Genomic DNA, 25,340 nt, shown 5'->3' with positions numbered 1-25,340 from the left:
TAGTCGCGGACAAACTGGTCTGTCAAGTCCACTCTCGGGTCTAGTAGATATCGCCGCAGCCGCGAAAAACCCCAGTTCATTTGCCGCTACGAGGCAACAGTGCAGCCTGGTCCAGATAGCATCTTCGGACCTTATAGTCCATGCAAGGTGGAGGCTGCGGGAATACAACCAACCCGGAGGGTGTCTGTACTTGCGTGCCAGGTGCGCTTCACCTGGCTCCGCAGCTTCGCGTCGCAAGGCCGTGAAGGGAGAGCTGTGCCCAGCTGGGACAACCATGAGCCCGGCATTTACGTCGACGCCGTGTCCGGCGAGCCGCTGTTCGCATCGGTCGACAAGTACGACAGCAACTCCGGCTGGCCGAGCTTCACCAAGCCGATCGCCAAGACGAACGTGGCGACTACCGCACCCTGCTCACGAGTGACACCACCACTGGCACCGACGACAAGCAAGGAGACGACGTGACCACCGAAAAGGCAATCCTCGCCGGCGGCTGCTTCTGGGGCATGGAGGAGTTGTTCCGCCGCCAGCCCGGCGTCGTGTCCACGCGCGTCGGCTACAGCGGCGGCGACGTCCCGAACGCCACCTACCGCAACCACGGCACCCACGCGGAGTCCATCGAGGTCGTTTACGACACCGACAAGACCGACTTCCGCGCGCTGCTCGAGTTCTTCTTCCAGATCCACGACCCTTCGACGAAGAACCGCCAGGGCAACGACATCGGCACCAGCTACCGCTCGGCGATCTTCTACACCAGCGACGAGCAGAAGCGGGTCGCCGAAGACACGATCGCCGACGTCGACGCCTCGGGTCTGTGGCCCGGCAAGGTTGTCACCGAGGTCACCGCGGCAGGTGACTTCTGGGAGGCCGAGCCCGAGCACCAGAACTACCTGCAGACCTACCCCAACGGTTACACCTGCCACTTCCCCCGCCCCGGGTGGAAGCTTCCGAAGCGGGCGACGGCCTGACACCTCCGGCGCGCGGACCGGGGTCCGCGCGCCGGCCCGCAGCCGAGGTGGTCGGCCCGGACGAGGAGGCGGCCGGATGGGTGCGCGCTCTCGCCTGCGGGCCGCTCATGACGCATGGCCGAGCAACTCCTGAGCAGATAACAGCTAGGACGAAGTAGTCCAGGAAAGCTGGCACGATCGATGATCTGGCGGTGGTGGCACGCCGTTGATCAAGACGATCGGCGCATGCGCTCGTCCTTCAGCATCGAGTAATGCGACATGGCACCGCATGGACTCTAAGGTCCCATTTTCCCGAGATGATCTGGCGCGCTGGATACACTTGACAGATGAGCAACGAGCAGGTGGCTGCCCCGACGAACAAGCGGAGGATCAGTCAACGGGGCATCGCGACGCGAGAGCGGATCCTCGAGGCAGCGAACCGGCTGATGCTCGTACGCGGAGTGAACGCGACAACCCTTGACGACATCCGCGAGGCAAGCCAGACGAGCAAGTCTCAGCTCTACCACCACTTCGCCGACAAGCAGGAGCTCGTGCGGGCGTTGGTCACATATCGAGGCACGCTTGTGCTTCAGCGTGAGCGTGCAGGGCTCGAACGACTCAGATCGTTCTCGGGGCTGGTCCGGTGGCGCAACGCGCTGGTCCAGGCCAACTCGCTGAACAACGGCAAATACGGGTGCGGCCTCGGGTCGATGGCTCTCGAGCTGTCCGATCAAGATGAGCAGGCCCGATCGTCTCTGTCGGAGACGTTTGCGGCATGGGAGAAGCTGATCAGTGATGGTCTGCACCGGATGCGGGACAGCGGTCTACTGCGCCAGGACGCCGACCCGGAGAAGTTGGCCACGGGGTTGATGGCCGCTTTGCAAGGCGGCTACTTGCTGGCGAACGCCGCGCACAACGTGTCACCAATGGAAGTCGCTCTGGACATGGCACTGGAACACATCCAATCGTTCCTCGTGGAGCCGTCCGGTGAGCCGACCCGATAATTGGGCCCGTTAGTCGTGATCAGGCTGCTTCCGGCGGGTGCGAGCAGCCCGCAGGTCGATGAGAGCGAGATCACCATCGCCAGCATCATCGATCCCGGTGGCGGCACCTGGACCCCGGTTGACCACGCCACCTTCGATAAGGGCTCCACCATGCCCGACGAGCGTCGACTGGCCATGCGCTGGCCGGGAGGCGACGATGCGCGAACGACGGCACACCTGAGCCATAGCGGACCATCTGGTCCGTTGTCGGACTTGGAGTTGATGGAGTTTAGCTGGGGATGTTGGGCCCCGGCCGCCTATCGGTAGAGCTTGAGCCACCAGCCGTCCTGATTCACCACGCCGGGCGGTTCCAGCATTGAGCGGGCAGTTGGACTATCTAGTCCGGGAAGGCTAGCCTGCGGAGGCACGAGGTCGTGGGGTGATACGCCTGGCCTCAGCCCCCGCTCAGACTGCGGCTCGGCTGCTGCTGGGTCCGTATACCTGGACCGTCATCACTGGATCTACACGAAGGCACGGCTGATGAAAACCGATCAGGATCATGTCGTCGCATCCGCCCGAGTTGTCCTTCCGGCCACTGAGCGCCGGCGCACGGACATGACCACCCGCGGCTTCACGTTCGTCGCCGATGAACCGCACAACGGCGCGCTCGGCGAAGGCCCGACGCCGACGGAGTACCTGTTGATGGCGCTCGCGTCGTGCACTGCTCAGACGCTGCGGCAGTATGTCGACTACAAGTACGACACCGCCGGTGACATCACCGTCGAGATTGACTACCACGAACCCGAGCAGGAGGGCGCAGAGCGTTACCTGCAGCGCACGATCACGCTCAGCGAGGACCCTGACCCCGACGACTTGACGGTCATGCACGAGATTGCCGAGAGGTCCCCGGTGACCCTGCTGATTCAGTTCGCATGGAGCGTGAGGACCGAGTTCGTCGGGCCGCGCTGAGGACACGCCGATCGCTCGGCGATCACGACCGTGCCGCAAGCGGTTGCCGTTGCGCCCCAGGCGGCGACAGTGTTTCCGTCGACCGCGGTAGCTCGAACACGATGCGGCGCCTTGCATGCGGCGCAGGTCTCGGCCCTGGCGGATGGCCGGTGACTCGTGCCGGCGGCTCAGAACAGCGTTGGTGTGGTCGGCTCGGTGACGGTGGATCGGCTGCCGGGCACAATGAACGTGTCGCAGGTCGTGCAGTCGGGGATCGGCAGCCCGTGGCGCTGCAATGCCTGGCTCACCCGTACCCGGGCCGCATTGATCCTGCTGGCCGGCGCGCTCCCTCGGCGACCGCCACGGCCGCAGCCGAATCATCCTTTCGGTATCGCCGGGGCTCACCATCGCATCGATCATGTGCGTGGTCGTCCTGAGCGTGAGCTCACTGATAGTCGCCCGTGTCCGGCAGGACATCGGCGGGCCTCGTCGCTCTCCCCGCAGCCAACCACAGCTGCGGCGGCGCGATCAGTACTGACCCGAAAAGTCGCGTGCCCCATTGCGGCACGTGATCCAGCTATCCATGCTGGCCCGGCCAGAGCCTCGGAAGGTGACGTGTGCCCGAAACCAAGACCGGCCGAACGATCTGGAAGCGGAACCTAGCGTCACCGCTGCGAGCATTCTTGCGAATTGAGTCCGGCAGCGCCGGAGTGCTCGTGGCCGCCATCGTCGCCGCACTGCTCTGGGCCAACATCGACCTCGGCTCCTACGAAGCCGTATGGCGCACCCAGTTGTCCGTGCGCCTCGGACACCTCGAACTCTCCCGCGACCTGCACACCTGGATCAACAGCGGCTTGATGACGCTGTTCTTCCTTGTCGTCGGCCTTGAGGCGCGGCGCGAGTTCGACCTCGGCGATCTCCGGGACCGGCGACGTTTCGTGCTGCCCAGCGTGGCCGGCGTGATCGGCATGCTGATCCCGGTACTGATCTTCCTGGTGATCAACCACGGCGGGCCGGGCGCGCACGGCTGGGGCGTGGCTATGTCGACCGACACCGCCCTCGCGTTGGGCCTGCTGGCACTGCTCGGCCGGGGTGTGCCCGACCGGGTCCGGATCTTCCTGCTCACCGTGTTCGTGGTCGACGACTTGATCGCACTCATCGTCATCGCCCTGGTCTACAGCGAGGACATCACGGTGATGCCCATCGTGGTGGCCGTGGCGGCATTCGCGGTCATGCTGGCCTTCCGCGCAGGCGGCGTCCGACGGGGCTGGGCGTACGCGCCGGTCGCCATCGTGATGTGGGGCGCGCTGCTGGTCAGCGGAGTCGACCCGGTGGTGGCCGGACTGGCCATCGGGTTGACCGCATTTGCCTACTCTCCCGGCCGAGCTGAGCTCGAGAAGGTCAGCGGGCTGTTCCGGTCGTTCCGTGAGCAGCCGACGCCCACGCTCGCGCGTACGGCTTCGATCGGCCTGGCGAACACGCTATCGCCCAACGACCGCCTTCAGCGCATCTACCACCCATGGTCCAGCTACGTCATCGTGCCAGTGTTCGGCCTGGCCAACGCCGGGATCAGCATCGACGGTCCGTTCCTGACCCAGGCGTTCGCGTCGCCTGTCACCTGGGGCGTGCTGCTCGGGTATGTCGTCGGCAAGCCGCTCGCCGTGATCGGCACCTCGGCCGGGCTCACCTGGCTCTCACACGGGCGCATCCGTCCGGCCGTGGGCTGGGCGGGCGTGCTCGGCAGCGGCACGATCGCCGGTGTCAGCTTCACGGTGTCGCTGCTGATCGCCAGCCTGGCCTTCACCGGCGACCAACTGGCCGAGGCCAAAGTCGGGGTGCTCAGCGCCGCGATCGTATCCTCGGCGCTGACCTGGATCGCGTTCCGCGTCACTAACACGTTGCCTGAGGACAAGCGCATCCGGGCGCTCTTCGGCGACATGACGGAGCTGAACGATCTCACCCCGGCGGTCGACGAGAAGCAGGACCACGTCCGCGGCCCAGCCGGTGCGTCGGTAACGCTGGTGCAGTACGGCGACTTCCAGTGCCCGTACTGCGGGAAGGCCGAGCCAGTCGTCCGCCAGTTGCTGGGCGACGCCGACCTGCGTTTCGTGTGGCGTCACCTGCCTCTGTCAGACGTGCATCCGCAAGCCCGGCTAGCAGCCGAGGCCGCCGAAGCAGCCGCCGCTCAGGGCAAATTCTGGCAGATGCACGACCTCTTGCTCTGCCACCAGGACGAGCTGGACATCACTGCTCTCATCACATATGCAGGCGACCTCGGTCTGGATCAGAAACGGTTCCACGACGACCTGATAAGCCAGGCCCACGCCGGCCGCGTCGACAGCGACATCGACTCCGCCGACAACAGCGGAGTGTCCGGCACCCCGACGTTCTTCATCAACGGCCGCCGCCACTACGGCGCCTACGACATCACCGCCTTGACTGCAGCCATTCGAACGGCCCGAGCCCGCGCCCGCCTCGGCCGCGACGCACCAGCGACCCGTACGTAAACGCGTTCTGTTGACACGACGGCAAAGCGGTCGGCCGTCAGACCCTGCCGCGCGGACTCTTGCCTGACGCGCAGCGATGGAGCCTCAAGAGGATCCGAGACCTCATCGGGGCTCGCAGCAGCGCCGGCGAACAGGAACCGAGATTTCTCACGCGCCTCGGCGCAGTACCACCTACTGCGGCGTGCCCAGCACTTCCGCCTTGGCGCCGCGGCGGATCAGCCACGAGGTTGGCGGCCAAGCCGCAAAGAAGCCGATGATCAACCCGATCTGGACAATGAGCCAGAACACCGGACTTCCCGGCTGAAGGCTCTCGTGGAAAACCATGAACTCCATCAGCGCCAGCCAGCCCAATAGGGCGAACTCGAAGACGGAAACACCCAGCAGGTCCCCTCTGAGGAATCTCCGCATTGCGGTCCACGCCCTCTGGCCACCGGCGCCAGCCTCGGCGAAGTAGCGAAACGCAAGTCCCACCAGCACTGCGGCCACGTAGTCGCCGATGAATTCTGGCCACAATCTCTTGTCCAGAATTTCCAGATTAAATCCGAAGGCGAAAAGGGTGCCAATGATGGCACCCAGAAGGCAGTGCGTCGCACAATGCAAGGTTCCAACTATCGTGGCAGCATGTCGCGGCCTTTTAGGCGGGGTGCGGTGCCGCTTCAGCCATCGGGGAGACTGGGGTCTACCCCACTGTCGGTAGGCAACGACGGCTGCGGGGCCAAAGTAGAGGGCGCTTGCCGGCCAGACAATCTCCATGATTTTGACCGGCTGACGATATCGCAGAACAAGGTGATCGAAAACGATGACGACGGTGCTGGCTAAGCCCACAAAGAGCACAGCCCACGAGAGCACCACGAGCCATGTTGGTTGCAGAACCATCTCCTTTTCGGCTCAGGACACTCCATGCGATGCCGGTGAGGGGGATATGACAAGCTCCACCACAAGGGCTGCCCTTCTTCGGGTGAGCCCACGCGGCCTACCGTCGCGTCCGCAGGGAGCGGGAAACCTTGTCGAGCCGGACTGAGTCACAAGCGTCGTGGGCCGGTCAGCAGGGCGGCCGCGCGCAGCGACTCGACAGCTGTCAGGAGAGCGGCGCCGAAAAGCACCGTGTCTTTGAGCAGGAATTGCCCCAGCTGAGAAAGGATCAATATCCCCTGCCCTTTCTGCCGAGCCTCAGGCGTCGTGGCAAGGAAGCTGAGTGTGGTGAGGAACATCCCCATCGCACCGAAGCTACCGATCGCCGACGCCCTGGGCGCAAGCGGCTTGGCGGCAATCAGAGAGCCCAGGGTGATCTCCGTGACCCCGATGAGTCGGTTGAGCTTCTGTGCGCCCAGCCTCGTGCGGACCCGCGAGAACAGCGGACTCGAGGTGACCAGCGGCTCGTCGTTCTCCACCTCGTACGGCTTGAACTTCAGCGCACCGATCCACAAGATGTTCGTCGTCAGCGCGTAGCGCAGGACCGAGAAGCCTACGGAGGCGAGTTCATCCGCGGACGAGTGTCGTGTGCCCATCGCTCGCTCCTAGTCGCTGTGTCGGCGGGTCGGCGTGCTGGGATACCCGCAATGACCAGCAACACGCACCGAGGGCGCGACTCCGCGCTGACGACATCCCGGGCGGTCTCCGCGCCGCTTGCGCAGTCAGGTACGAGTCCTCATCGCTCCCGGAGACAACGACACAGCCGTGCTGATCGCTTCGGACCCCGCCCGCCGGCCATGGCGCTGCGCACGCGCGGAGGGGCCGGCGAGTGAGTCCCGCCGCCCCCTCCGCGCGAGGTCACCGTCCGTACAGCTCGAATTCGTGGAGCGAGAACCCGTACGAGGTGGCCCGCTTGACCCCGTACACCCGCACGTAGCGGGCGGTGACCGGGGCGAAGGTGGCGTTGTCGACGCCGCCGTTGCCGGTCGTGGTGGTGAACACCGGCGTCCAGGAACTGCCGTCGCCGGAGACCTCGATCCGGTACGACGTGCCGTACGCGGCCTCCCAGCGCAGCACCACCCGGCTGACACTGCGGGCCGCGCCGAGGTCGACCCGGATCCACTGGTTGTCGTTGTAGCTGCTGGCCCACCGGCTGCTCAGGCTGCCGTCGACCGCCTTGTCCGGAGTGTGGCTGGTCAGGAACTGGGTGCTCGACGCGGTCGCCGGACGACCCTGCGCCAGGTTGGTGACGTCGTCGCCCCGGCGCGCCGGGAATGACACGACCTGCTGGTAGGTGGGACGGTTCTGCCAGGCGATCAGCGGGTGGGTGATGCCGCCCAGCCCGGACTGGGCGATCGAGTCGGCGCACCACTGGTCGCCGGCCCCGCAGGACTTGTCGCCCGGGTAGACCGTGGTGGCCGGCACCGCGGCGGCTTGACCGAGCGTGTCGAGCAGGGACTGCCGGCACGCGCCGAGGTTGCCGTTGCCGCAGTACGCGCGGCCCAACCCGCCGGCGACGGGGTCGCCGAGCACGGTGCGCAGGTCCTTGTCGACGTAGCCCCACCAGCCGTACTGGAACGACGAGCCCTTGTGCGCCTGACCCTGCAACGCCCAGCTCGCGGCGCCGTCGCGCCCGCCGTTCTGGCCGCCCGACGGCGCCTCGTTCACCTCGATGGCGTCGACCAGCGCGGCGTAGAGGTCCGGCCCGAGGCCGGCGCGGAACTGCGCCGAGGCCAGCAGCGGCCACCAGGCGTCGAAGATCCGGATCGCGTCGGCGTGCTGGTAGACCTTCGTGCCGGGGGACGTCTCCACCCGGCGGGCCCCGGCCTGCTGCCAGGCCCGCAGCTTGCCCACCGCGTCGGCCAGCGCCGGATCCGTGACCGGCGTGCTGTTCAGCACCCGCAGCAGGTCGCCGAGAACCTGCTGGCCGCGCAGGTCGGTCACCGCCGCGTCCGCCATGATGCTGACGACGTCGGCGCGGCCGAGCTTGCGCTGGGCGATCGCGGCCCGCACCGGGCCGTCGAGCAACTGCCCCCGGTGCACTGAGCCGAAGCTGAAGTTGCCGTCCGCCGCCCCGAAGTCCCGCGCCTGCTTGTTGTTCCAGCTGACGTAGTAGTCCTGGTTGACCGACTGCGGATGCGCCGACACCGGGGTGTAGGTGGCGTCGTTGGTGTCCGAGTTCCAGCCGGCCCACTCGTACGCCGGCTCGGCCTTCGTGGGCAGGTTCGGGTCGGCGGTGGCCGGACGGACCGGGTTCGAGCCGGAGTTGAAGTACGCCGCCTCGGTCGAGTTGACGTAGAACCAGTTGAACGCGTACCCGACGTTGGCCGCGGACGCCTGGAAGGCCGCCGCGCTGCCCATCGCCGACGGGTCGTTGTAGGCCTGGAAGCCGATCGCCGAGTCGGCCTCGTGCCGGTAGGTCGAGCGCAGCTTGGTGAACGCGGTCGGCTGCCCGTTCACCAGGCCCCGGTAGGCCACCAGCCCGTACCTGGTGCGCAGCGCGCGCAGCGTGTACGAGCCGGCCGGGGTGGAGTCGGCCAGTGTTGGCGACCAGGAGTTGCGCTGCTCCAGCGCCTCCATAACGAGGCACTGCCCGTGATAGAGGTAGCGGTTGGTGTGCAGCGTCGGGGCGCTGCCGTCGGTGGTGCACAGCGGCACCGCGTACGTATCGGTGAGGTCCTGGGAGGCGGAGGTCGCGCTCCACGCGTAGTCCTGGCCCCGGCCGAGCAGCACGTAGAGGTTGAGCCCGGCGAACGCGGCGCCGCGAGCGCTGATGCCCGGCCCCTGCAGTTCCTGGAGCATCAGCAACTGCGGCGCGAAGTAGCCGGTCTGCGGCCCGAACACGGCAACCGGGTTGCCGGTGGTGGTGTGCCGTCCGGAGACCACGACCGCGTTGGACATGCCGTGCGCGCGCAGGTTGGACAGGCCACCGAGCAGCCCCTGGGTGGCGGTGCCGGTGCCGGTGCGGGCGGCGGCCCCGCCGCTGGCGTCGTAGGCGAGGGGCTCGGCGACCACCGAGCCGGCGTCGGGGAGCACGGCGCTGGTCGCGCCCGGCGGCGTCGCCCCGTACGGGAAGCTCTGCCCGTCGTGCAGGGTGAGCACGGTCTCCGGGTCGTTCTGCGACCGGAACGCCGCCCACACCCGGTCGCCCTCGGTGGCGCCGTACTTGGCGCGGGCGGCCACCCGGACCAGCGCGGACTGGATCTCGCTGCCGCCGCCCCCGCCGAAGAGCCCGCCGATGACGCCGGCGGTGGCGATGAGGTCGGTCATGGTGAAATGCGTCGGCTTGCCGGCACCCGCGAGCACGTACTCACCCGGGTAGTTGTCCTCGGCGATCGACTTGTCGATGTAGGCGTTGATGCCGGCGATGTAGTCGACCACGTCGGTGTAGAGCTGCTGGCCCCGGGTGCCCTTGAGGCGCAGCGCGTCCACCTGGGCCTGCAGGTCCGCCTCTGAGTAGGGCGAGGTGGCCCAGATGCTCTGCTCCAGCTCACGGTTGCCCGGCGCGCCACCGGCGAACGAGGTGAGCGTGCCGCGACCGGCGTGCCGCAGCAGGTCCATCACCCAGAGCCGGTCCTGGGCCCCGGCAAAGCCGGCGCCGAACATCGTGCCGGCGCGGGTGGTGCCGGTGACGTGCGGGACGCCGGTGGCCTTGTCGCGCACGATGGTGACGTCCGCGCGCGGCGAGACGGTGCTCTCGACCTGCGCGGCCGGGACACCGAACGAGGCGTCGTTGTAGAAGTGGGCGATCTGCTCGTCGGTCAGCCCGGCGTAGTTGTAGACCAGGTTCGCGTACTCGTCGAGCTGGTCGCTGGAGTGCGCCGGTCGGGTGCCCAGCGCTTGGTGCGCCAGGATGGCGACCAGCGTGGCGTTGCCGTTCTGCCCGGGGGGCAGGATGTCGGCGCACTGGCCGAGGCAGTAGTCGTTGGCGGCGAACGTGCTGGCGGCCAGCGCCGGTGACGGCGGGCTCACCGTCAGGACGCTCGCGGTCAGGGCGGCGGCGGTGAGCGCCGCGAGCCGGGTACGGAGAGCGGGACGGGGCATGGCGATCCTCCGGGGACGCGGAGTCGGGCCGTTCGGTTACGCCCGGCTTCCGGTGCCGACGTCTCGCCCTCCGCGCCCGGGCGATCCACCCCGGAGGTGAGAGTGACTCATATCTATCTCTGGGCAATGATCGACGCAGGACCGCCTTCCGGGATACCCGTCGTTCACCACGCGCCAATGCCGACGTTTCGCCGTCCTTCGCCATCGGCTCGGGTCACCCGGTAGGTTCCGGGCGCGATCGCGGTTCGGATGCGTCCAGCGTCGCCGACGACGCATTGAGCCTCTTCCAAGCCGATCTTGCAGCTCAGCGCCGAAGACACGAGCCATGCGTCGGAGGTCAGCGCGCGCGTACGCCTGATACCGGCGACTTCGCCGTTGATCGGTAGCCGGTAGAACGGAATGAACGCGGCGACTGCGATCAGTCAGGGCGTCCTCCCGGTAGCTCCAACGACCTCGGGCGCACTGATCACCCCTGGCGACACCGGTTGCCTGCGGATCTCCGCGGCGTTAGGTTGAAACTCATCGATGATTATCTACATCGCATAGTCCGGGGGCTCGCATGTCCACGTCTGTCACTCGCCGCAGTGTCCTGGCCGGTGGCGCCGGTGCCGCCATCGGCCTAGCGCTTCCCGGCCCCGCGCACGCCGATGGCCACCGCCCCACCAGCGTGAGCTTCACCCTCGACGCGAGAACGCTCGACGGCGGTGAGCAGGTCACCTCGGTCACACTCGACACCAGCCTGCTCGGGCCGATCGACCCCGCCGGGCTCTCCCCCGGCACGTTCGGCGTGCATGCCAAGGCCACCAGCCCGATCCCGATCGCTCCCGGCGAGCTGATCTTCAGCGAGTACGACCTGGACCGCACCGTGACGGCGGCCCGCCTCGACCGGCACGGAAACATCGTGCTGGAGCTGAGTCACGCCGAAGGCCAACTCGGCGGTGGCACCCTCGGCTACATCGTGAGCAGGGGCCGCAACGTCCGGCTGGACCTCGTCTACACCATCACGCAGAACACCCCGCTCGCCCGGCGCCACGGCCCGCCGGTCACCATCAGGCGCTTCGTGCAGGGCCGGCTGTCGAACCCCGAGGTGGACGCCTTCAGCCACCACGTCTCGGGCTCGGGCATGAAGTACCGGTTGTACTCTCCGGAGCGTTCGCCCCGCCACGGTCGGCTGCCGCTGATCGTCTGGCTGCACGGCGGCGGCGAGGGTGCCTCACTGCCCGACGACTACTACGACAACGAGACCACGCTGCGCGCCAACCGCGGCGCGCTGGGCTTCGCCACCCCGGAGGCTCAACGGATCTTCTCCGGCGCGTACGTCGTCGCTCCGCAGAGCACCTCCTACTGGATGGAGGACGGCCCCCGGTTCGCCCCGCTGATCCGCGAGATCGTCCAGGACCTCGTACGCCGCAAGCGTGTCGACCCCGACCGGATCTACGTGGTCGGTTGCAGCAACGGCGGCTACATGTGCCTGGAGATGACCGTTGCCTATCCCGACCTGTTCGCCGCGTCGGTGCCGATCTGCGGCGTCGTCGAGCCGCTCAACGCGGAGGGCCCGCCGCTTATCACCGACGCGGAGCTGGCGGGGATCCACACCCCGACCTGGCTGGTCACCTCGCGCGACGACGACACCGTGCCACCCGAGACCAACACGATCCACGCCCACGACCTCATCCCGGGATCACTGATCACCCTGTACGACCATGTCGTCTGGAACGGCCACCAGTTCCCCGGTCACTGGTCCTGGATCTACGTGGCCCGCAACGACCCGAAGCGCAACGGCACCCACATCTGGCAGTGGATGACCCGCCGTCGTCGCTGATCCACCGTCCGAGGTCTGCGAACCCGCGCGACCCTGCGCGAGCAGGAACCAATCGATGGGTAAGCCATCGGTACCCATCGCGAGGCGCATCTCGGCCTTCCTCTCATGGCACCTCGACCTCGACGAGATCTGGCGCAGCCCGTTCACGGCCTGCACGTGATCGTTGACGAATGGGACCAGGGCTGGGGTCGCGGCAATCAGGAACTCGCCGCGGCGGTTCGCCAGCTATGCCGTGATCGCCTATCCCGCGTACGGGCGTCGCCAGTGCTTGCCCTCACCGAATCGACACCGACGCGCGTCAATGTTGTCAGCGTCGACCCACACGTGCTGGAATGGCTCATATCGCCGCAGCGCGGGGGCAACCGTGCTGAGAACGGCCAGCACGGGAGCATCGTAGGGCCGGCGACGCGTCACTTTGACAGACGCTCGCATGCCCCATCGCCGGGCCATCGCCATGACGGCGGGCACTCTGCCGGGCAGGCATTCTCGCCCGCCACACGTATCCCCCGGCACGCGTCCCCGACGGCCGACGCGCTCGACGCCTGACATGCCAGGGGCATCCGATTCGGTCTGCCAGTGCACCAACCGGCGATGAGGTGAGAAGCGATGATGATTTCCCGAGAGAGTTTCGCGGGGTGGTACCGAAACCGCCTGGTGTGGGTGGTGGTGATCCTGCTGGCGGTGTTGGCCGGCACGGTCGTACTGGTCAATCGGGCCGAACCGGAGGCGGAGCCGGCGGATCTGCAAGCGCAGATTGTGGCCCGGATGCGGACCACGCTCGAACAGGCGGACCCGGGGCAGCACAACCACGCCGGACACAGCGCCCAGCAGGGGGACACCGCGGAGAAGCCGCCAGTGATCTGCGGGGTTCGCGTCTACGGCTACGAGCCGGCCGAGGCCACCGCTCTCGCCGACGTCCAGAAGGTCTACGGCTTCCACCTCTGCGGGGTCGCCGAGCAGAAGCGCCCCTGGGACGTGGCGGTCAAGCTGGCCGGCCCTGTGATCATGGACATGTCCACCCACCCTCCGGGCATCCAGGTCGTCGAGGCGACAGCCGACGTCATGTTCGTCGACCGGCTGCGGGAGATGTTCCCAGCCAAGTACGCGACATTGGCGCAAAAGGAGGCGCTGACCGCTGCGGAGATGGCCGACCAGCGCCGCCGGTATGACGCCGCAGCCGGGCTTTGACCATGCCGGGTGGCCGAGCAGGGCACCTGGAGCCCTCATCGATCCGACGATCCCGGACAGCTCGCTCCACATTCACCTATAGATAGATCAGGATTGATATTTGAGTTGATAGATGCAACAGTGGCTTTGGGAGCGTTCCCATACTGATCGACCGTACCGAGGAACGGAGGATGAACAGTGCGTTCACACAAGCCCGATCAATCCGGCGGACGACCCCGGTCAACCGTCCGCCGGTCCCTCCAGGCGCTCGTCCTGATGTTCGCCATGGTGGCCGGTACGCTGCCCTGGACCGGCGCAGCCCAGGCACACGGCACCGTCATCAATCCGGCGACTCGCGCGTACCAGTGCTGGAAGACCTGGGGCAGCCAACACACGAACCCGGCCATGCAGCAACAAGACCCCATGTGCTGGCGGGCGTTCCAGGCCAACCCCGACACCATGTGGAACTGGATGAGCGCGCTGCGGGACGGCCTCGCCGGCCAGCACCAAGCCCGCACCCCGGACGGACAGCTGTGCAGCAACGCCCTCTCCAGGAACGACACACTGAACCAGCCCGGAGCGTGGAAGACGACCACCGTCAGCCGCAACCTCACGGTCCAGATGTACGACCAGGCCAGCCATGGTGCTGACTACTTCCAGGTCTACGTCACCAAGCAGGGATTCAACCCGGCCACCCAGCGGCTCGGGTGGGGCAACCTCGACCTGATCACGACGACCGGGCGGTACGCGCCGGCGCAGAACATCTCGTTCAACGTCTCGCTCCCTGCCCGCAGCGGGAACCACATCCTGTTCGTGCTCTGGAAGGCGTCACACCTGGACCAGACCTACATGTGGTGCAGCGATATCAACATCACCTGATCGGCAGGTCCGACCGGCACGGCACCACTCCGGCCCAGGCGCGCTGGCGCCCTGGGCCGGAGTGTTCTTCCGGTAGTGCCAGGAGCCGGGCCAGAGCCTCACCGTCGTGGTCGCGGAGCATCTGCCGCAGATCCTGCAAGCCTGATGGTGCGGAGGCCCTTCGAACTTGAGGATGCCCGGCGCGCGCGTCCGAGCGAAGTCATCATCGACCGCCTTGGCCAGCGAAGAAGCCTTTGCCCGCGCACGGCCGGCAACTTGTATATCGATCGGGGTGAATTTAATGTGGAAACGCTCCCAGACCACACCCTCCACCCACCTGCTCGAGGAGCTGAACATGCAGCGACGGCGTTTTCGCCCAGCCACCATGCTGGCCGGGCTGCTCATCCTGACCCTGTCCGTGCTTCTGTCGCCACCGGCACCGGTGGCCAGCACTGCCGCAGCCGGCACATCCCACACCCGTGCGGCGCCACTCGCTGAGCTGACCGTGGTATCCGAGCGGGTGGCGTTCGGTCTGCAGCGTCCGATCGCGCTTACTGGACTGCCGGACGGTCGGATGCTGATCGCGGAGAAGAACGGCACCGTCCGCGCATACCACCCCGATACCGGCTTGGCGGCAGAGCCGGTGCTCGACCTGACCGCCCGGATCGACACGTCGGACAACGAGCGCGGCCTTCTCGGCATTACGCCTACGCCGAACTTCGCGCGGACCGGGATCCTCTACGTGGCCTACACGAGCCTGCCGGCCGGCGCGCTGACCCTGGCGCGGGTGCCCATCGGCGCTCCCGACCGACTGCAGGTGCTGCTCACCCAGGAGCACGCCGAGTACGGCAACCATAACGGCGGACAGGTAGCCTTCGGCCGCGACGGCTACCTCTACTGGTCCCTTGGCGACGGCGGCAACGCGAACGACCCGTTCAAGACCGGTCAGAACCTCGGCACCCTGCTCGGCAAGATTCTGCGGATCGACGTCAACCGCGTCTGCGGGGGTAAGCCCTACTGCGTACCCTTCGACAACCCGTTCGTCCGCGCGCCGGGTGCGCGGCCGGAGATCTGGGTCTACGGGCTGCGCAACCCGTGGCGGTTCTCCATCGACCCGGTCGACGGCTCGCTGTGGATCGGTGATGTCGGCCAGGGCCTGGTCGAGGAGATCAACCACATCCGCCCGTCGCAGCGTGGAGCGAACCTCGGTTGGTCCTGCCGAGAGGGCACGCCGGTCTTCGACCCGGGGCAATGCCGGTCGGGCACGCGATACACCGATCCGGTCTTCGAGTACGACCACTACATGACGGAGAACTGCTCGGTGATCGGCGGCGTGGTGTACCGAGGGTCCGCCACCCCGGAGGCCCGGGGCACCTACATCGCGAGCGACTACTGCTCGACCCTCGCGTTCGCCGTCCGCCCCAAGCTCACGGGTGGCTACGAGTCCGCCACGATCGGCAACTTCCCCACCCAGCCGACCGCGATCGGCACCGATGTGCACGGCGAGTTGTACGTGCTCAGTGACCTCCCGGGATGGCTGAGCCGGGTACGGTTCGAGCGGGTCCCGCCAGCCTCTGGCACCGGGGTGACGAACCGCTGAACCTCGGGCCAATCCCTCCGCATCCGTGACACCACTGTGGACGGCCGCGCACGGGCGGCCGTCCACGCCGGGTCCGGCCCCCACCGCTTCGCCTACCGCCCCACTCGGCTCCGCCAGCGAGATTGTCGGCACGCAGTCGATCCGACCATCGTCACAGGGCCGATTGCTTCTGCCGCATCGGATCCACGGTTGGCGCATACAGGTCGTGAGGACGATTGCCTGAGCGAATCATCGGCGCCGGTGATTGTGTTGCCGTTGAGAGGGGCCCGGATCGCCCGGGGGGGCAGGTGCTCGACGAACTCGGCTCCAAGAGTGGCCGACCACCGGCCTTGGACCCCGAGCGGTACAAGCAGCGCAGGCCGTGGAGTGTGGGATCAACCGCCTGAAGCGCTACCGGGCCGTCGCGACCCGCTTCGACAAACTCGCCGTGCGCTACGAAGCCACCGTACAGATTGCCGCCATCAACGAGTGGCTGTGACCGACTTCGACACAGGCCCTAAGGGACGTCTCGCAACCCGATTTCTTTTCCTGAGGACGGCCGTCGAGCACCTGGCCCGGGTTGGACGAGGGCCTGGCAGGTCGTCGAGGACCAGGTGGGCACCACCGTTTGGGGTCATCTGCTGGACGGGAACTGCCCTACAGTCGACGGCACGGTCGACGGAAGGAACCTCATGGACGAGAACGACGAGAGGATGTTCCGTACGTCCGCCCGCCTCACTTTCGTGTTCATGCTGCTGATGGGCTTGCTGGCTTGGGTTGTCGTCCAAGCCGTGCTAGCACTCATCGCCGGGCGGTCGCCGGCTGATTTGACGAGCATCGCCGCTTCAGGCGTCCTCTACGCCGTCCTTTTCAGCGCTCTCTCGCTTGTGCTGCACCGCAGGAATTGGTCATCGGTCGAAGTCACCGGTCCGGCACTGGGGCTCGTCGAGAAGGGGCGATTGGCCGTCCTCCCGTGGCAGGCGATCCAGTCGGCGACGGTCCGCCGTCCTGGCCCGTTCGCCGTCCTCCAGGTCACTTTGCGCCCAGGAGCGGTCGCGCCGTCCGCCACGACGCTTCGTCCACAAATCCGTGCCGGTCAGCCTGTCTACACGGTCAACGTCGGACTGCTTCGGCCTGCGACGGGCGTCCTGCGTACCGAACTTGCCCGCCACCTGCCACAGGTCGCCTCCCGCTCCTGATTTTCGCTCGCGAAGTCACTCGGACGACCACCGCCAGCACCGGCTCAGGGCCGTTTCGTAACCCACCAACTGTCCCCCGAGGACAATGCTGAAGACGGCGTGGATCAGGTCATATCCTCAGCCCGGCCGGAGTGGATCTTCCCGTTCACCGGTATGCAGCCCGCCCAGTTTCGCCGGCTGGTCCGCCTGGTTGCCGAACGTGGTGGGGACGTCATCACTGACGGCCGGCCGGGCCGGCAGTGGGCGCTCGACCTTGCCGATCGGGTGCTCCTGGTAGCCGCCTACTGGCGCACCAACCTGCCATGCGCCAGATCGGGCCGCTGCTCGGCGTCTCGCACTCTGCCGCCCACCGGGTCATCGACACGATCGGACCGTTGCTTGCCCTGCCCCGGTCAGCCGGCGGCCGGTCGATCAAATCGCCATCGTCGACGGCACTCTGATCCCCACCAGGGACCACCGCCTCGCGGCACCCACCAGGCCGAAACGCAAACGGTGCGCGCTGCAGTGGATCTCAGCGCACACCGTGTAATGACTGGTGTCCGAGGGGCGACACGAACGGTTTCCCCACCGCTGGCCCTGACCGGGATCCTGGGGCTCCGACAGTTGGCCCATTCGGCCTGGACATGAGCCGCCGCAGGGGTCAACGGTCACCGAGCACGACGGTGAGCAGCAGCGGCAGGAGCAGGGCGGCCACCAGCAGGAACACTCTCAGCCGGAAGGCGCGCAGTGCGACGGCCCGCTTCACCCACACGCCGAGCCGGGCGGGCGCGGAGCGCCCGGCGAGGATCGTGGAGGGCTCGGTCGTCACGACGGGGCCAGCATCCATGGTGTTCCTCTCTGGATCATTGAGCGCCTGACCCCTGTCTGGGTGTCCCCGGAGGGGGCCGGTCACCCGAGCCGGGTCCTGAGTAGGGTCAGGGACTGCTTCAGCAGCCTGGAGACATGCATCTGCGACAGTCCGACCTCGTTGGCGATCCGCTTCTGGGTCAGGTGGTCGTGGAACCGCATCGTGAGGATCCGACGCTCACGCAGGGGAAGGGCAGCGAGGAGTGGCCGAAACGCGAGGCGCTCGTCCACCTGGGCGAAACCGGGATCCACGGCCCCGATGAGCGCGAGGGTCTCGAAGTCGTCGGTGCGGTGGTGTGGCGCGTCGAGAGACACCAGCCGGTAGGCCTGCCCTGCGAGGACGGCGGTCAGGATCTCGTCGACGCCCACCTCGAGCTGGTCGGCGAGTTCGGCGGCGCTGGGGTGGTGGCCCTGCCGCTGCGTCAATTCCCCCGTGACGTCGCGCATCCTGCTGGTCAGTTCCTGCACCTGGCGGGGTACCCGCATGTCCCATGTCGCATCACGGAAGTGGCGGCGGAGGGCGCCGAGGATGGTCGGGACCGCGTAGCCGGAGAAGGGCACACCTCGCTCCACGTCGAATCCGTCGACGGCCTTGACCAGGGCCAGCGCGGCGACCTGCGCCAGGTCGTCGTACGGCTCCCCGCGTCCGACGTATCGGCGGGCCAGTCGGCCAGCCATCGGCAGGTCGTTCTCGATGATCCGGGCCCGGAGCCTCGCGCGAGCGGGATCGTCGCGGTTCAGGGCCGCAAGTCGACGCAACAACTGTTCGCGCGTTCCCGGTGCCTGAAGCAGCCGAGTACGGGAAACGGGCGGAAGGGGGATGACCATTGTTGAAGCCCCTTATGGGCTGGTGGCGGCGAGATCGGCGGCCACCGGGGACCCGGGCGACAGCCTCACCGTACGCCCAATCGTCCGGGCGGGCACCGCGGAATCCGTACGGTGGGACCGGACCACCGCACGGCGCCCGACCGGCGATGTGCTGAGCCGGCACTCAGCCAGGGCGCCCGGCTGGAGCTTCGGGCGGGAGCGGCTCGGACCCGTCGACGATTGCCTGGGCCAGATCGGACAGTCGCCGGTTGTGGGTGCGGGCGCCGCTGCGCAGCAGCGCGAAGGCCTCCCCCACGTCGACCTGGAGGCGCTCGGCGAGGACACCCTTGGCCTGCTCGATCAGGACACGGCTGTTGAGCGCGGTCTGCAGCTGTTCGGTGAGGATGTCGCGGCGGTGGATGGCGCGTTGCTGGAGCAGGCCGATGGTGGCCACATCGGCCAGTGCCTGACCGATCCGGAGCCTGCCTTCATCGAGTGCGCCGGGCTGGCTGTCGAAGAGGTTCAGCGCGCCGATCACCTCGGAGCGCAGGCGCATGGGCAGGGCGTGTACCGCTGCGAACCCGACCTCGGCCGCGGCGGCGGTGAACCGGGGCCACCGACCGGTGGCGGACAGGTCGACCACCGACACGGGTCGGCCGGTGCGAAAGCAGTCCACACAAGGCCCCTGGTCGGTCTGCAGCTGAAACAGCTCCAGCAGCCTCGTGCGTTCAGAGGATGCGGCCACCACCTGCAGGGTGCCCTGCTGGTCGGTCAACAGCAGCCCGGCCGCCGAGACACCGAGCAGCTGGACAGATCGTTCGGTCAGCACGTGCAGGAACTCAAGCACGTCGAAATCGTCGACGAGTGTGTCAGCCATTTCCACGAACACGTCGGACAACTGGATCTCAGCCATGTCACTCACCCTCGTCATACGATGGTCCCACCGGCTCCTTGGCTTCAGCCCGCCCCGCCAACCTGTGTGTCCTCCGTGGGATCGAAACGCAGTCGGCGGGCGACCACGTCGCCTGCCACATCCCGGAGGCGTCGGTCGTGGGAGTAGGCGAAGGCACGTAACCGGATGAGGGCCACCGCCGCGGTCACCCCCAACTGGACCGTGACCATACCGGTGGCCTGGTGCACCTCGGGATGCTGCGAGCCGACCTGCTCCGGCCGACCCTCGTCCGGGGCCGACCGGTCGCGCCCCCCGCCGTCCAGCAGCACCGCGCAGACCGTGTCCGCCAAGGCCAGCGCGTCGGCCAACTGTTCGCCGTCGAGGCCCCCGGAGCGCGCGCGGTAGAGGTCGAGCACGCCGAGGCGGATCCCGCCGACCTGCAGCGGCAGGGCGAACACCGCACGGACCCCGGCGAGCACCGCCGCCGGGGCGAACGCCGGCCAGCGGGCCCGACAGTGGGGGGCTGCCAGATCGGCGACCAGATCCGGGGCGCCGGTGATCGCGTCCACGCACGGACCCTCACCGAGGGTCAGGGTCAGCTCCTCCAGGTCCGAGGCGGTGCGGTCGCTGGCATACAGCACCTCGCGTGGGGTGGCGCGCAGCGTCACGGCGACGGCGGCGGCGTCCACGCCGGTGGCCGACACCGACACCGCACAGACGTGGTCAACCTCGACCGTCCCGCCCTGGGCGACGTTGGTGACCAGTGCCCACAGCCGGATCCTACGTTCGGAGTTCATAGGCCGGCCCTGACGGGGACGGCCGCGCGCCGGCGACGCCAGCCGGGCGGGCGCCCCGCGTCCACCGGGTCGCCGCTCGGAAACGGCGAAGCGTACGGCACGTCAGATCGTCCACGATTGGCTCCGACCCGTCGTCCTGCGCGGACATTCGTCCTGTGGCCAACCGGCAACCCGGGCGACCGCCAACACGCTACTCCTGGGTTGCGCCCTCTGCGCGACGTGGCACCCGCCGGCGCCGAGCCCCGACGGCGGCTGCCGGCACGGTCGCCGGTGGGCCGCCGGAAGCGTACGATGACAGGTGTCGCTCGGGACCCCGGTGGCTGACAGTTCGCCGCTGACGGACGCACCCCACTGATCGAGGTCCCCGTGCTGGCCGCCCGACGCACCAGACCACCTGGTCACCTCGTGCGCCCCGACGATCGCCGGTCCCGTCGCACCGACGCCTCCGGACGCCGCGTCACCCACCGCCAACGCCCATGCCTGCGCTGGCTCCCACCGCATTCAGGCATACCAGCTGCTCCTCGGAAGGTGGCGGTTCGTGATGACCGCACCACAGCACCATCCTCACCCGGCTCCCCCGGCCACCAGCCGTGACAGCGCCTTCCCTCCTCGGCCCACGCCCGGCCGCCCAATGGTGAAGCGTTCGCGGATGGGCGGCCTGTGGGTCGCCGCCGTGCTTTTCGCGTTCGTGCTCCTGCTGCTCCTGATCTTCGTACTGCAGAACGGCCAGCGCGCCGAGGTGTCGTTCCTCGGTGCGCACGGCCACCTGCCCGTCGGAGTGGCCCTGCTGCTGGCTGCGGTCTTCGGCATCCTGCTCGTCGCCCTCCCGGGCACCGCCCGCATCGTGCAGCTCCGGATGCTGCAGCGCGGTCCCGGCGCCCGGTCCGGCCCTGGTCCGCACTCCCAGACGGCGACCGGCACCGGTCGCGCGACGCCGCCGCGCACCTCCCGCGAGGACAGGTGAGCCATGCCCACCACTGTGATCCCCCCGCCGCCCACCCAACCTCGGCTGTCCCTCGCTCCCGTCAAACGCCGGACGGTCGTGGACGGTGCGTGGTGGCCGCGCTCCTGGAACCCAGCGGCGGAACTCCCCGGTCTCGTCCTCGCCCTGTCTGAACGGTATGGCCGGATCCGGCACATCATGCTCAACATCCACACCTGGGACAGCCGACTCCGTCGACTGACCGTCGGGCCGGACGTGGTCCGAATCGGCTGGTTCGACACCCTGGATCCCGCCCTGCTGGTAGCCACCACCGGCCGCGACGACCAACTCGACCTGCTCGTCGTCCCACCCGACACGGCACCTGCGACAGCCGAGCGGGCCATGGCCGCCGCCGCCGACCCGGCCAACCTCAGGCGCGCACCCGACATCCTCACCGCCGAACCGACCCCGCAGGGCGCGACCACGACGACCGGCTCCGAGGTGTACGCGGTGTGGGACAACGAGGGCGGCAGCCCCGCGTCGGGCGGAACCCACCTGGGCCACACCCCATCTCCCACCGGAGTGCCCGCATGAACGCTCTGCAGACAGCCATGGTGATCGCGATCCTGGCGATCGGCATCATCGGCCTCATCACCGTCGCCCGCGCGGTGCGCGTCGTGCAGCAGTACGAACGCGGGGTGGTCTTCCGCTTCGGCCGGGTGCAGGAGGCAGCCGCACCCCGGGCCTGACCCTCATCGTCCCCGGCGTCGACCGGCTGCTGAAGGTCAACCTGCAGATCACCACCCTCAGGCCCGGCGACCCGCTGGTCATCCGCCCGGCCGCTCCGACTTCAGCATCACGGCGAGTTCGCGGCCCAGGAGATCGTCATAGCCGGTCGGGAGGCAGGACGTCGGACCATTGATCTCGCGGAGCCGGTCCGCCGCGCGGCGGGCGGCGATCGCGGTCACCCAGGCGACGCCGTCGAGTTGGCGGGAGTCGGACCTGGGCGCGAGCCGCCACACCTCGACGAACACCGCCCGAGTCACCGCCACGGCGAGTGCCGGGCTGCCGAGGCTCTCACAGACCTGAGCGAAGACGGCACGGACGAGAAGACGGTAGAAGCGACGGAAGGCGGCCTGGTCCCGGTCGGCGATCCGTTGGACGAGATCGTTGACGGACTCCGGGCCCGGTACGACGTAGCTGGGCGGGACAGGCATCCGATGCTCCTGGTGGTGTGCCTGCGATCAGGGCACCACCAGGGACCAGGGCGGCTACTGCGCTTCTCACCCTACGCCACCGGACCCGTCACCGGGCGTGTCGCGCGTCCACTGTTCATCATCGGCATCCCGGCGGGCGAGGCTCCGCAACCTGGTTCATCTCGACCTCCCCAGCGCTCTTGCCCGCGTCCTCCAAGGCGACCATCCGGCCTACTTCAGCCAGGCGGTGCGTCGCACCAACGGGATCCCGGCCCAGATGGCACCGAGTCCGACGGTGCTGCCGGCGCCCAGCAGGGCCAGGACGATCAGCACGGCCGCGTAGATGAGGTGGTCGTCCATGAACGGATTGCTGGCCGGCGGGAGGACCGCAGTCCACATCATCAGGGTCAGCAGTGCTCCGCCACCGGCTGCCAGCCGCATCGCCACGCCCAGGATCAACGCGCCGCCGATGGCGAGCAGCGCGCCCATGAACAGCAGGTCGGTCAGGCCGGTGCCAGCGATCGAGTGGTAGAAACCCGTGAACGGGCCCTTGGTGGCGGATCCCAGGAATCCCTCCGTGGGGCTGCCACCGTTGACCCAGGACTTCGCATCGGTCGTCTCGTGCCCCAGGCCGAACATCTTGTCCAGGAACGCCCACAGGAAGATCCAGCCCAGCGCGAGCCGGATGCCTGCGAGCAGATACCGCACCGGCGCGCTGAGGTGTGGGCCGACCTCCGTCCTGGCGGTCGGCGCCGATCCACGGCCGCGGTCGGTGGCGGTACCGATCGGCCTGACCTGCTCCCCCGCGGGCTGAAGTCCGGCAACGTCCGGCACCAGCGGTGCCAGCCCGGCGCTCGGTACGGAGGTGCGTACGGTGCTGTTGTGGTCCTTGGCGATGTAGGCCATCGCGCTCACGATCCTTCATGCTCATCGAGCAGTCCCACGACGCGGACGGCCGTGGGTAAGTCGCTTGGTCTGGCCGGTGAATCCGTGCCACAACGGGTCGGTCGGCCGCGCGCAGCGCGGTACGACAGCAACGGAAACTGGTCGGCTCGTGGGCGGATCGACGGCGGCGGGCGGTCAGCCACCGGGGGCCCGAGCGACACCCTCACCATACGCGCAGTCAGCGGGAAAGGCACCGCGCGAACGGGGACGCATCGACCGCGGCACACTCATCTCGGCATGATCGGACGGCACCGCAACACGCGCAGATCGCGCACGGCACTCGTGGCAGGCGGGCTCGTGCAGCCTCACATCCGGGATTTCAGCACGTCGACCTCACAGCCTGGCGCGGCCGGGTCGAAGCCGTGTTCTACCAGCCAGCGGATCGCCAGCAGGCTTCGCAATGACCACCACGCGCGGATGACGTCGAGGTCGACGTCGTTGCCATAGCCGGCGACGACGTCGCCGAGGTGCTCCTCGTGCCCGAGCGTCAAGATGGCGAGGTCGTACAGGGCGTCGCCCTGGCCCGCCTCGGACCAGTCGAGCACGCCGGTGATCTCGTCGTCATCGACGAACACATGGGCGATCTGCAGGTCGCCGTGCATGAACACCGGAGTCCACGGCCGAAGCGCCGCCTCGGCAACCCGGCGGTTGCGCGTGACCAGGTCAGCCGGAAGGACGCCGTTCGTGACGAGCCACTCGCATTCACCGTCGAGGCGCGATGCCAACTCGTCGAGGCGGCGACCGGGCCATGGCGGCAACGGCGCGTCGTGCAGCATCCGTGCAGCGGCACCGGCCGCGGCCCACGCCGCCGAAGACGCGGTCGACGGCTGGCCGAGGCGGCCGAGCGCCGTCCCGGGGAGGGCGGCGAGCGCGAGCACGGGCGGCTTGCGCCATAGGATCTCCGGAGTAGCGATCGGCGCCATGGCCATCGCCTCGACCTCGATATCGGTGCGGGTCTGATCTGCGTCGATTTTCAGGAACACGTCGCCGACGCGCAGGGTCGCGCGCTCGTGATGGGCGACGACGACCTCGACCTCTTCCACGTCGGCCAGTGTCGCGGAGATGACCACCGACGTCACCGGCTTATTGCGCGCGACTGCGCGTGCAGTGGGGTACAGGTCACCAGGGCAGGATGCCGCTCGCGTCGTGGAACTCGCCGCTGGGACCGTTGTCGTCGAGCAGCGCGAACCGTACGGCGACGGCCGCGCCGTGGGCGGGGTCACCGGCGCCGGGCGTCGGCATGCCGCCGTAGAGGTCGGTCGCGACGTACCCGGGTGTGACTGCGTTGATCTTCATGGGCGTGTCGCGGAGTTCCTTGGCGTAGAGGATGGTCAGCGCGTTCAGCGCGGCCTTCGATGACTGGTATGCGCCGACGTTGATCGGTATCCGGTTCCTCATCAGGGTGAGGGAGCCGACCTCGCTGGACACGTTGACGATCCGCGGTGACGGGGAGCGCAGTAGCACGGGCAGGAAGGCGTTGGTGACGGCGACGACGCCGAACACGTTCGTCTCGTAGGTGCGGCGCAGGTCCTCTGGCGACGTTCGGGACGGGGTGTCATAGCCGCTGCTGATACCGGCGTTGTTGACGAGGATGTCCAGCGCCGTGACATGCGCGGCGGCAGCCGCGACGGAGGCGGCGTCGGTGACGTCCAGCTGGAGCAGCTGCACGTCGAGCCCTTCGGCGCGTAGTTCGTCGACCGTGCGCTGGCCGCGCGAGGTATCGCGGGAGCCGGCCAGCACGCTGACCCCTGCCTGTGCCAGCTGCCGGGCGATGTGCCGGCCGACGCCCTTGTTTGCTCCGGTGACGAGCGCGATCTTGCTGTGGTGAGCCATGGCTCGAGGCTGCCCGGCGGGGTGGGCCGGGCGACAGGCCCAGCCAGTACCAGTCTCGGCGGGCACGTTTGGGTGGTGTACGGCTGATTGTCGGTTTCATCCGGGTACCGTTTGTACCTGGCAGCTGGGCGAGCGCGGG

Annotated in this window: 23 protein-coding genes and 4 pseudogenes; 16 read left to right on the top strand and 11 right to left on the bottom strand. The window is 68.1% G+C overall.

Annotated features, from left to right (window positions below):
• Positions 1–267: 267 nt before the first annotated feature.
• The 6 genes and pseudogenes from AB0K07_RS11170 to nhaA all read left to right on the top strand — a co-directional run.
• Positions 268–378: pseudogene (locus AB0K07_RS11170) on the top strand (peptide-methionine (R)-S-oxide reductase); the annotation flags it as partial.
• An 80-nt stretch (positions 379–458) separates the two neighbouring features.
• On the top strand, positions 459–965 hold the full coding sequence (gene msrA, locus AB0K07_RS11165; RefSeq protein WP_363753408.1) for a peptide-methionine (S)-S-oxide reductase MsrA: 507 nt from the start codon (positions 459–461) through the stop codon (positions 963–965).
• Between the two features lie 326 nt (positions 966–1,291).
• Complete coding sequence (locus AB0K07_RS11160) at positions 1,292–1,948, top strand: TetR/AcrR family transcriptional regulator (protein WP_363753405.1); 657 nt, start codon at positions 1,292–1,294, stop codon at positions 1,946–1,948.
• 15 nt (positions 1,949–1,963) lie between these two features.
• On the top strand, positions 1,964–2,254 hold the full coding sequence (locus tag AB0K07_RS11155; RefSeq protein ID WP_363753403.1) for a hypothetical protein: 291 nt from the start codon (positions 1,964–1,966) through the stop codon (positions 2,252–2,254).
• A gap of 213 nt (positions 2,255–2,467) precedes the next feature.
• Positions 2,468–2,896 carry an OsmC family protein gene (locus tag AB0K07_RS11150; protein WP_363753400.1) on the top strand — a complete coding sequence of 143 codons (429 nt, stop codon included), beginning with the start codon at positions 2,468–2,470 and terminating at the stop codon, positions 2,894–2,896.
• 596 nt (positions 2,897–3,492) lie between these two features.
• Positions 3,493–5,382: a Na+/H+ antiporter NhaA gene (gene nhaA, locus AB0K07_RS11145; protein WP_363753397.1), complete on the top strand. Its 1,890-nt coding sequence runs from the start codon at positions 3,493–3,495 to the stop codon at positions 5,380–5,382.
• A 171-nt stretch (positions 5,383–5,553) separates the two neighbouring features.
• Here the strand turns inward: nhaA and AB0K07_RS11140 are convergent, their stop codons facing one another.
• From AB0K07_RS11140 to AB0K07_RS11130, 3 genes are all read right to left on the bottom strand, one after another.
• The gene (locus AB0K07_RS11140; RefSeq protein ID WP_363754284.1) at positions 5,554–6,135 is read right to left on the bottom strand and encodes a DUF4396 domain-containing protein; all 582 of its coding nucleotides are present in this window, start codon (positions 6,133–6,135) and stop codon (positions 5,554–5,556) included.
• Between the two features lie 269 nt (positions 6,136–6,404).
• Positions 6,405–6,890 carry a DUF417 family protein gene (locus tag AB0K07_RS11135; protein ID WP_363753395.1) on the bottom strand — a complete coding sequence of 162 codons (486 nt, stop codon included), beginning with the start codon at positions 6,888–6,890 and terminating at the stop codon, positions 6,405–6,407.
• A 262-nt stretch (positions 6,891–7,152) separates the two neighbouring features.
• Positions 7,153–10,338, bottom strand: a complete 3,186-nt coding sequence (locus AB0K07_RS11130; RefSeq protein ID WP_363753392.1) for a penicillin acylase family protein — start codon at positions 10,336–10,338, stop codon at positions 7,153–7,155.
• 559 nt (positions 10,339–10,897) lie between these two features.
• On the opposite strand from AB0K07_RS11130, the gene AB0K07_RS11125 reads away from it, so the two are divergent.
• The 7 genes and pseudogenes from AB0K07_RS11125 to AB0K07_RS11095 all read left to right on the top strand — a co-directional run.
• Positions 10,898–12,160 (top strand): PHB depolymerase family esterase, encoded by a 1,263-nt coding sequence (locus AB0K07_RS11125; RefSeq protein ID WP_363753390.1) that lies wholly within the window; start codon positions 10,898–10,900, stop codon positions 12,158–12,160.
• 609 nt (positions 12,161–12,769) lie between these two features.
• A complete protein-coding gene (locus AB0K07_RS11120; protein WP_363754282.1) occupies positions 12,770–13,348 on the top strand; it encodes a hypothetical protein in 579 nt (192 codons plus the stop codon).
• A 177-nt stretch (positions 13,349–13,525) separates the two neighbouring features.
• Positions 13,526–14,206 (top strand): lytic polysaccharide monooxygenase, encoded by a 681-nt coding sequence (locus AB0K07_RS11115; RefSeq protein WP_363753389.1) that lies wholly within the window; start codon positions 13,526–13,528, stop codon positions 14,204–14,206.
• Between the two features lie 280 nt (positions 14,207–14,486).
• Positions 14,487–15,785, top strand: coding sequence for a PQQ-dependent sugar dehydrogenase (locus tag AB0K07_RS11110; RefSeq protein ID WP_363753386.1), 1,299 nt, complete (start codon positions 14,487–14,489; stop codon positions 15,783–15,785).
• Between the two features lie 302 nt (positions 15,786–16,087).
• Positions 16,088–16,263 (top strand): annotated as a pseudogene (locus AB0K07_RS11105) (IS5/IS1182 family transposase); the annotation flags it as partial.
• A 193-nt stretch (positions 16,264–16,456) separates the two neighbouring features.
• Complete coding sequence (locus tag AB0K07_RS11100) at positions 16,457–16,963, top strand: hypothetical protein (protein ID WP_363753383.1); 507 nt, start codon at positions 16,457–16,459, stop codon at positions 16,961–16,963.
• A 153-nt stretch (positions 16,964–17,116) separates the two neighbouring features.
• Positions 17,117–17,441, top strand: a pseudogene (locus AB0K07_RS11095) (transposase family protein); the annotation flags it as partial.
• Between the two features lie 162 nt (positions 17,442–17,603).
• Here the strand turns inward: AB0K07_RS11095 and AB0K07_RS11090 are convergent.
• The 4 genes from AB0K07_RS11090 to AB0K07_RS11075 all read right to left on the bottom strand — a co-directional run bounded on the left by AB0K07_RS11090 (position 17,604) and on the right by AB0K07_RS11075 (position 20,305).
• Positions 17,604–17,771, bottom strand: a complete 168-nt coding sequence (locus AB0K07_RS11090) for a hypothetical protein (RefSeq protein ID WP_363753380.1) — start codon at positions 17,769–17,771, stop codon at positions 17,604–17,606.
• Positions 17,772–17,851: 80 nt separating this feature from the next.
• Entirely contained in the window at positions 17,852–18,637 is a 786-nt protein-coding gene (locus AB0K07_RS11085) for a SigB/SigF/SigG family RNA polymerase sigma factor (RefSeq protein ID WP_363753377.1), read from the bottom strand.
• 163 nt (positions 18,638–18,800) lie between these two features.
• Positions 18,801–19,529, bottom strand: coding sequence for a GAF and ANTAR domain-containing protein (locus tag AB0K07_RS11080; protein ID WP_363753374.1), 729 nt, complete (start codon positions 19,527–19,529; stop codon positions 18,801–18,803).
• A 44-nt stretch (positions 19,530–19,573) separates the two neighbouring features.
• Complete coding sequence (locus tag AB0K07_RS11075; protein ID WP_363753371.1) at positions 19,574–20,305, bottom strand: GAF and ANTAR domain-containing protein; 732 nt, start codon at positions 20,303–20,305, stop codon at positions 19,574–19,576.
• Positions 20,306–20,954: 649 nt separating this feature from the next.
• Between AB0K07_RS11075 and AB0K07_RS11070 the strand changes: the two genes are divergently transcribed.
• From AB0K07_RS11070 to AB0K07_RS11060, 3 genes and pseudogenes are all read left to right on the top strand, one after another.
• Positions 20,955–21,269, top strand: a complete 315-nt coding sequence (locus AB0K07_RS11070) for a LapA family protein (RefSeq protein WP_363753369.1) — start codon at positions 20,955–20,957, stop codon at positions 21,267–21,269.
• Positions 21,270–21,272: 3 nt separating this feature from the next.
• Entirely contained in the window at positions 21,273–21,821 is a 549-nt protein-coding gene (locus AB0K07_RS11065) for a DUF5994 family protein (RefSeq protein ID WP_363753366.1), read from the top strand.
• Positions 21,822–21,838: 17 nt separating this feature from the next.
• Positions 21,839–22,029 (top strand): annotated as a pseudogene (locus tag AB0K07_RS11060) (SPFH domain-containing protein); the annotation flags it as partial.
• Positions 22,030–22,054: 25 nt separating this feature from the next.
• Here AB0K07_RS11060 and AB0K07_RS11055 read toward each other — a convergent pair.
• From AB0K07_RS11055 to AB0K07_RS11040, 4 genes are all read right to left on the bottom strand, one after another.
• Entirely contained in the window at positions 22,055–22,444 is a 390-nt protein-coding gene (locus AB0K07_RS11055) for a hypothetical protein (RefSeq protein ID WP_363753363.1), read from the bottom strand.
• A 210-nt stretch (positions 22,445–22,654) separates the two neighbouring features.
• Positions 22,655–23,338 (bottom strand): hypothetical protein, encoded by a 684-nt coding sequence (locus AB0K07_RS11050; protein ID WP_363753360.1) that lies wholly within the window; start codon positions 23,336–23,338, stop codon positions 22,655–22,657.
• Positions 23,339–23,673: 335 nt separating this feature from the next.
• Positions 23,674–24,447 (bottom strand): phosphotransferase, encoded by a 774-nt coding sequence (locus AB0K07_RS11045; RefSeq protein ID WP_363753357.1) that lies wholly within the window; start codon positions 24,445–24,447, stop codon positions 23,674–23,676.
• A gap of 40 nt (positions 24,448–24,487) precedes the next feature.
• A complete protein-coding gene (locus AB0K07_RS11040) occupies positions 24,488–25,201 on the bottom strand; it encodes an SDR family oxidoreductase (RefSeq protein ID WP_363754280.1) in 714 nt (237 codons plus the stop codon).
• Positions 25,202–25,340: the final 139 nt, after the last annotated feature.

This window comes from Micromonospora sp. NPDC049301, assembly GCF_040678715.1.
GTDB lineage: Bacteria > Actinomycetota > Actinomycetes > Mycobacteriales > Micromonosporaceae > Micromonospora.
This window is presented reverse-complemented; position numbering and strand designations above follow the sequence as displayed.

Bases quoted from the DNA above. Each gene is read 5' to 3' on its own strand.
- AB0K07_RS11160 (WP_363753405.1), top strand. From the start codon at position 1,292: ATGAGCAACGAGCAGGTGGCTGCCCCGACGAACAAGCGGAGGATCAGT.
- AB0K07_RS11150 (WP_363753400.1), top strand. From the start codon at position 2,468: ATGAAAACCGATCAGGATCATGTCGTCGCATCCGCCCGAGTTGTCCTT.
- AB0K07_RS11140 (WP_363754284.1), bottom strand. From the start codon at position 6,135: ATGGAGATTGTCTGGCCGGCAAGCGCCCTCTACTTTGGCCCCGCAGCC.
- AB0K07_RS11135 (WP_363753395.1), bottom strand. From the start codon at position 6,890: ATGGGCACACGACACTCGTCCGCGGATGAACTCGCCTCCGTAGGCTTC.
- AB0K07_RS11130 (WP_363753392.1), bottom strand. From the start codon at position 10,338: ATGCCCCGTCCCGCTCTCCGTACCCGGCTCGCGGCGCTCACCGCCGCC.
- AB0K07_RS11125 (WP_363753390.1), top strand. From the start codon at position 10,898: ATGTCCACGTCTGTCACTCGCCGCAGTGTCCTGGCCGGTGGCGCCGGT.
- AB0K07_RS11120 (WP_363754282.1), top strand. From the start codon at position 12,770: ATGATTTCCCGAGAGAGTTTCGCGGGGTGGTACCGAAACCGCCTGGTG.
- AB0K07_RS11110 (WP_363753386.1), top strand. From the start codon at position 14,487: ATGTGGAAACGCTCCCAGACCACACCCTCCACCCACCTGCTCGAGGAG.
- AB0K07_RS11100 (WP_363753383.1), top strand. From the start codon at position 16,457: ATGGACGAGAACGACGAGAGGATGTTCCGTACGTCCGCCCGCCTCACT.
- AB0K07_RS11085 (WP_363753377.1), bottom strand. From the start codon at position 18,637: ATGGTCATCCCCCTTCCGCCCGTTTCCCGTACTCGGCTGCTTCAGGCA.
- AB0K07_RS11080 (WP_363753374.1), bottom strand. From the start codon at position 19,529: ATGGCTGAGATCCAGTTGTCCGACGTGTTCGTGGAAATGGCTGACACA.
- AB0K07_RS11075 (WP_363753371.1), bottom strand. From the start codon at position 20,305: ATGAACTCCGAACGTAGGATCCGGCTGTGGGCACTGGTCACCAACGTC.
- AB0K07_RS11070 (WP_363753369.1), top strand. From the start codon at position 20,955: ATGGGCGGCCTGTGGGTCGCCGCCGTGCTTTTCGCGTTCGTGCTCCTG.
- AB0K07_RS11065 (WP_363753366.1), top strand. From the start codon at position 21,273: ATGCCCACCACTGTGATCCCCCCGCCGCCCACCCAACCTCGGCTGTCC.
- AB0K07_RS11055 (WP_363753363.1), bottom strand. From the start codon at position 22,444: ATGCCTGTCCCGCCCAGCTACGTCGTACCGGGCCCGGAGTCCGTCAAC.
- AB0K07_RS11040 (WP_363754280.1), bottom strand. From the start codon at position 25,201: ATGGCTCACCACAGCAAGATCGCGCTCGTCACCGGAGCAAACAAGGGC.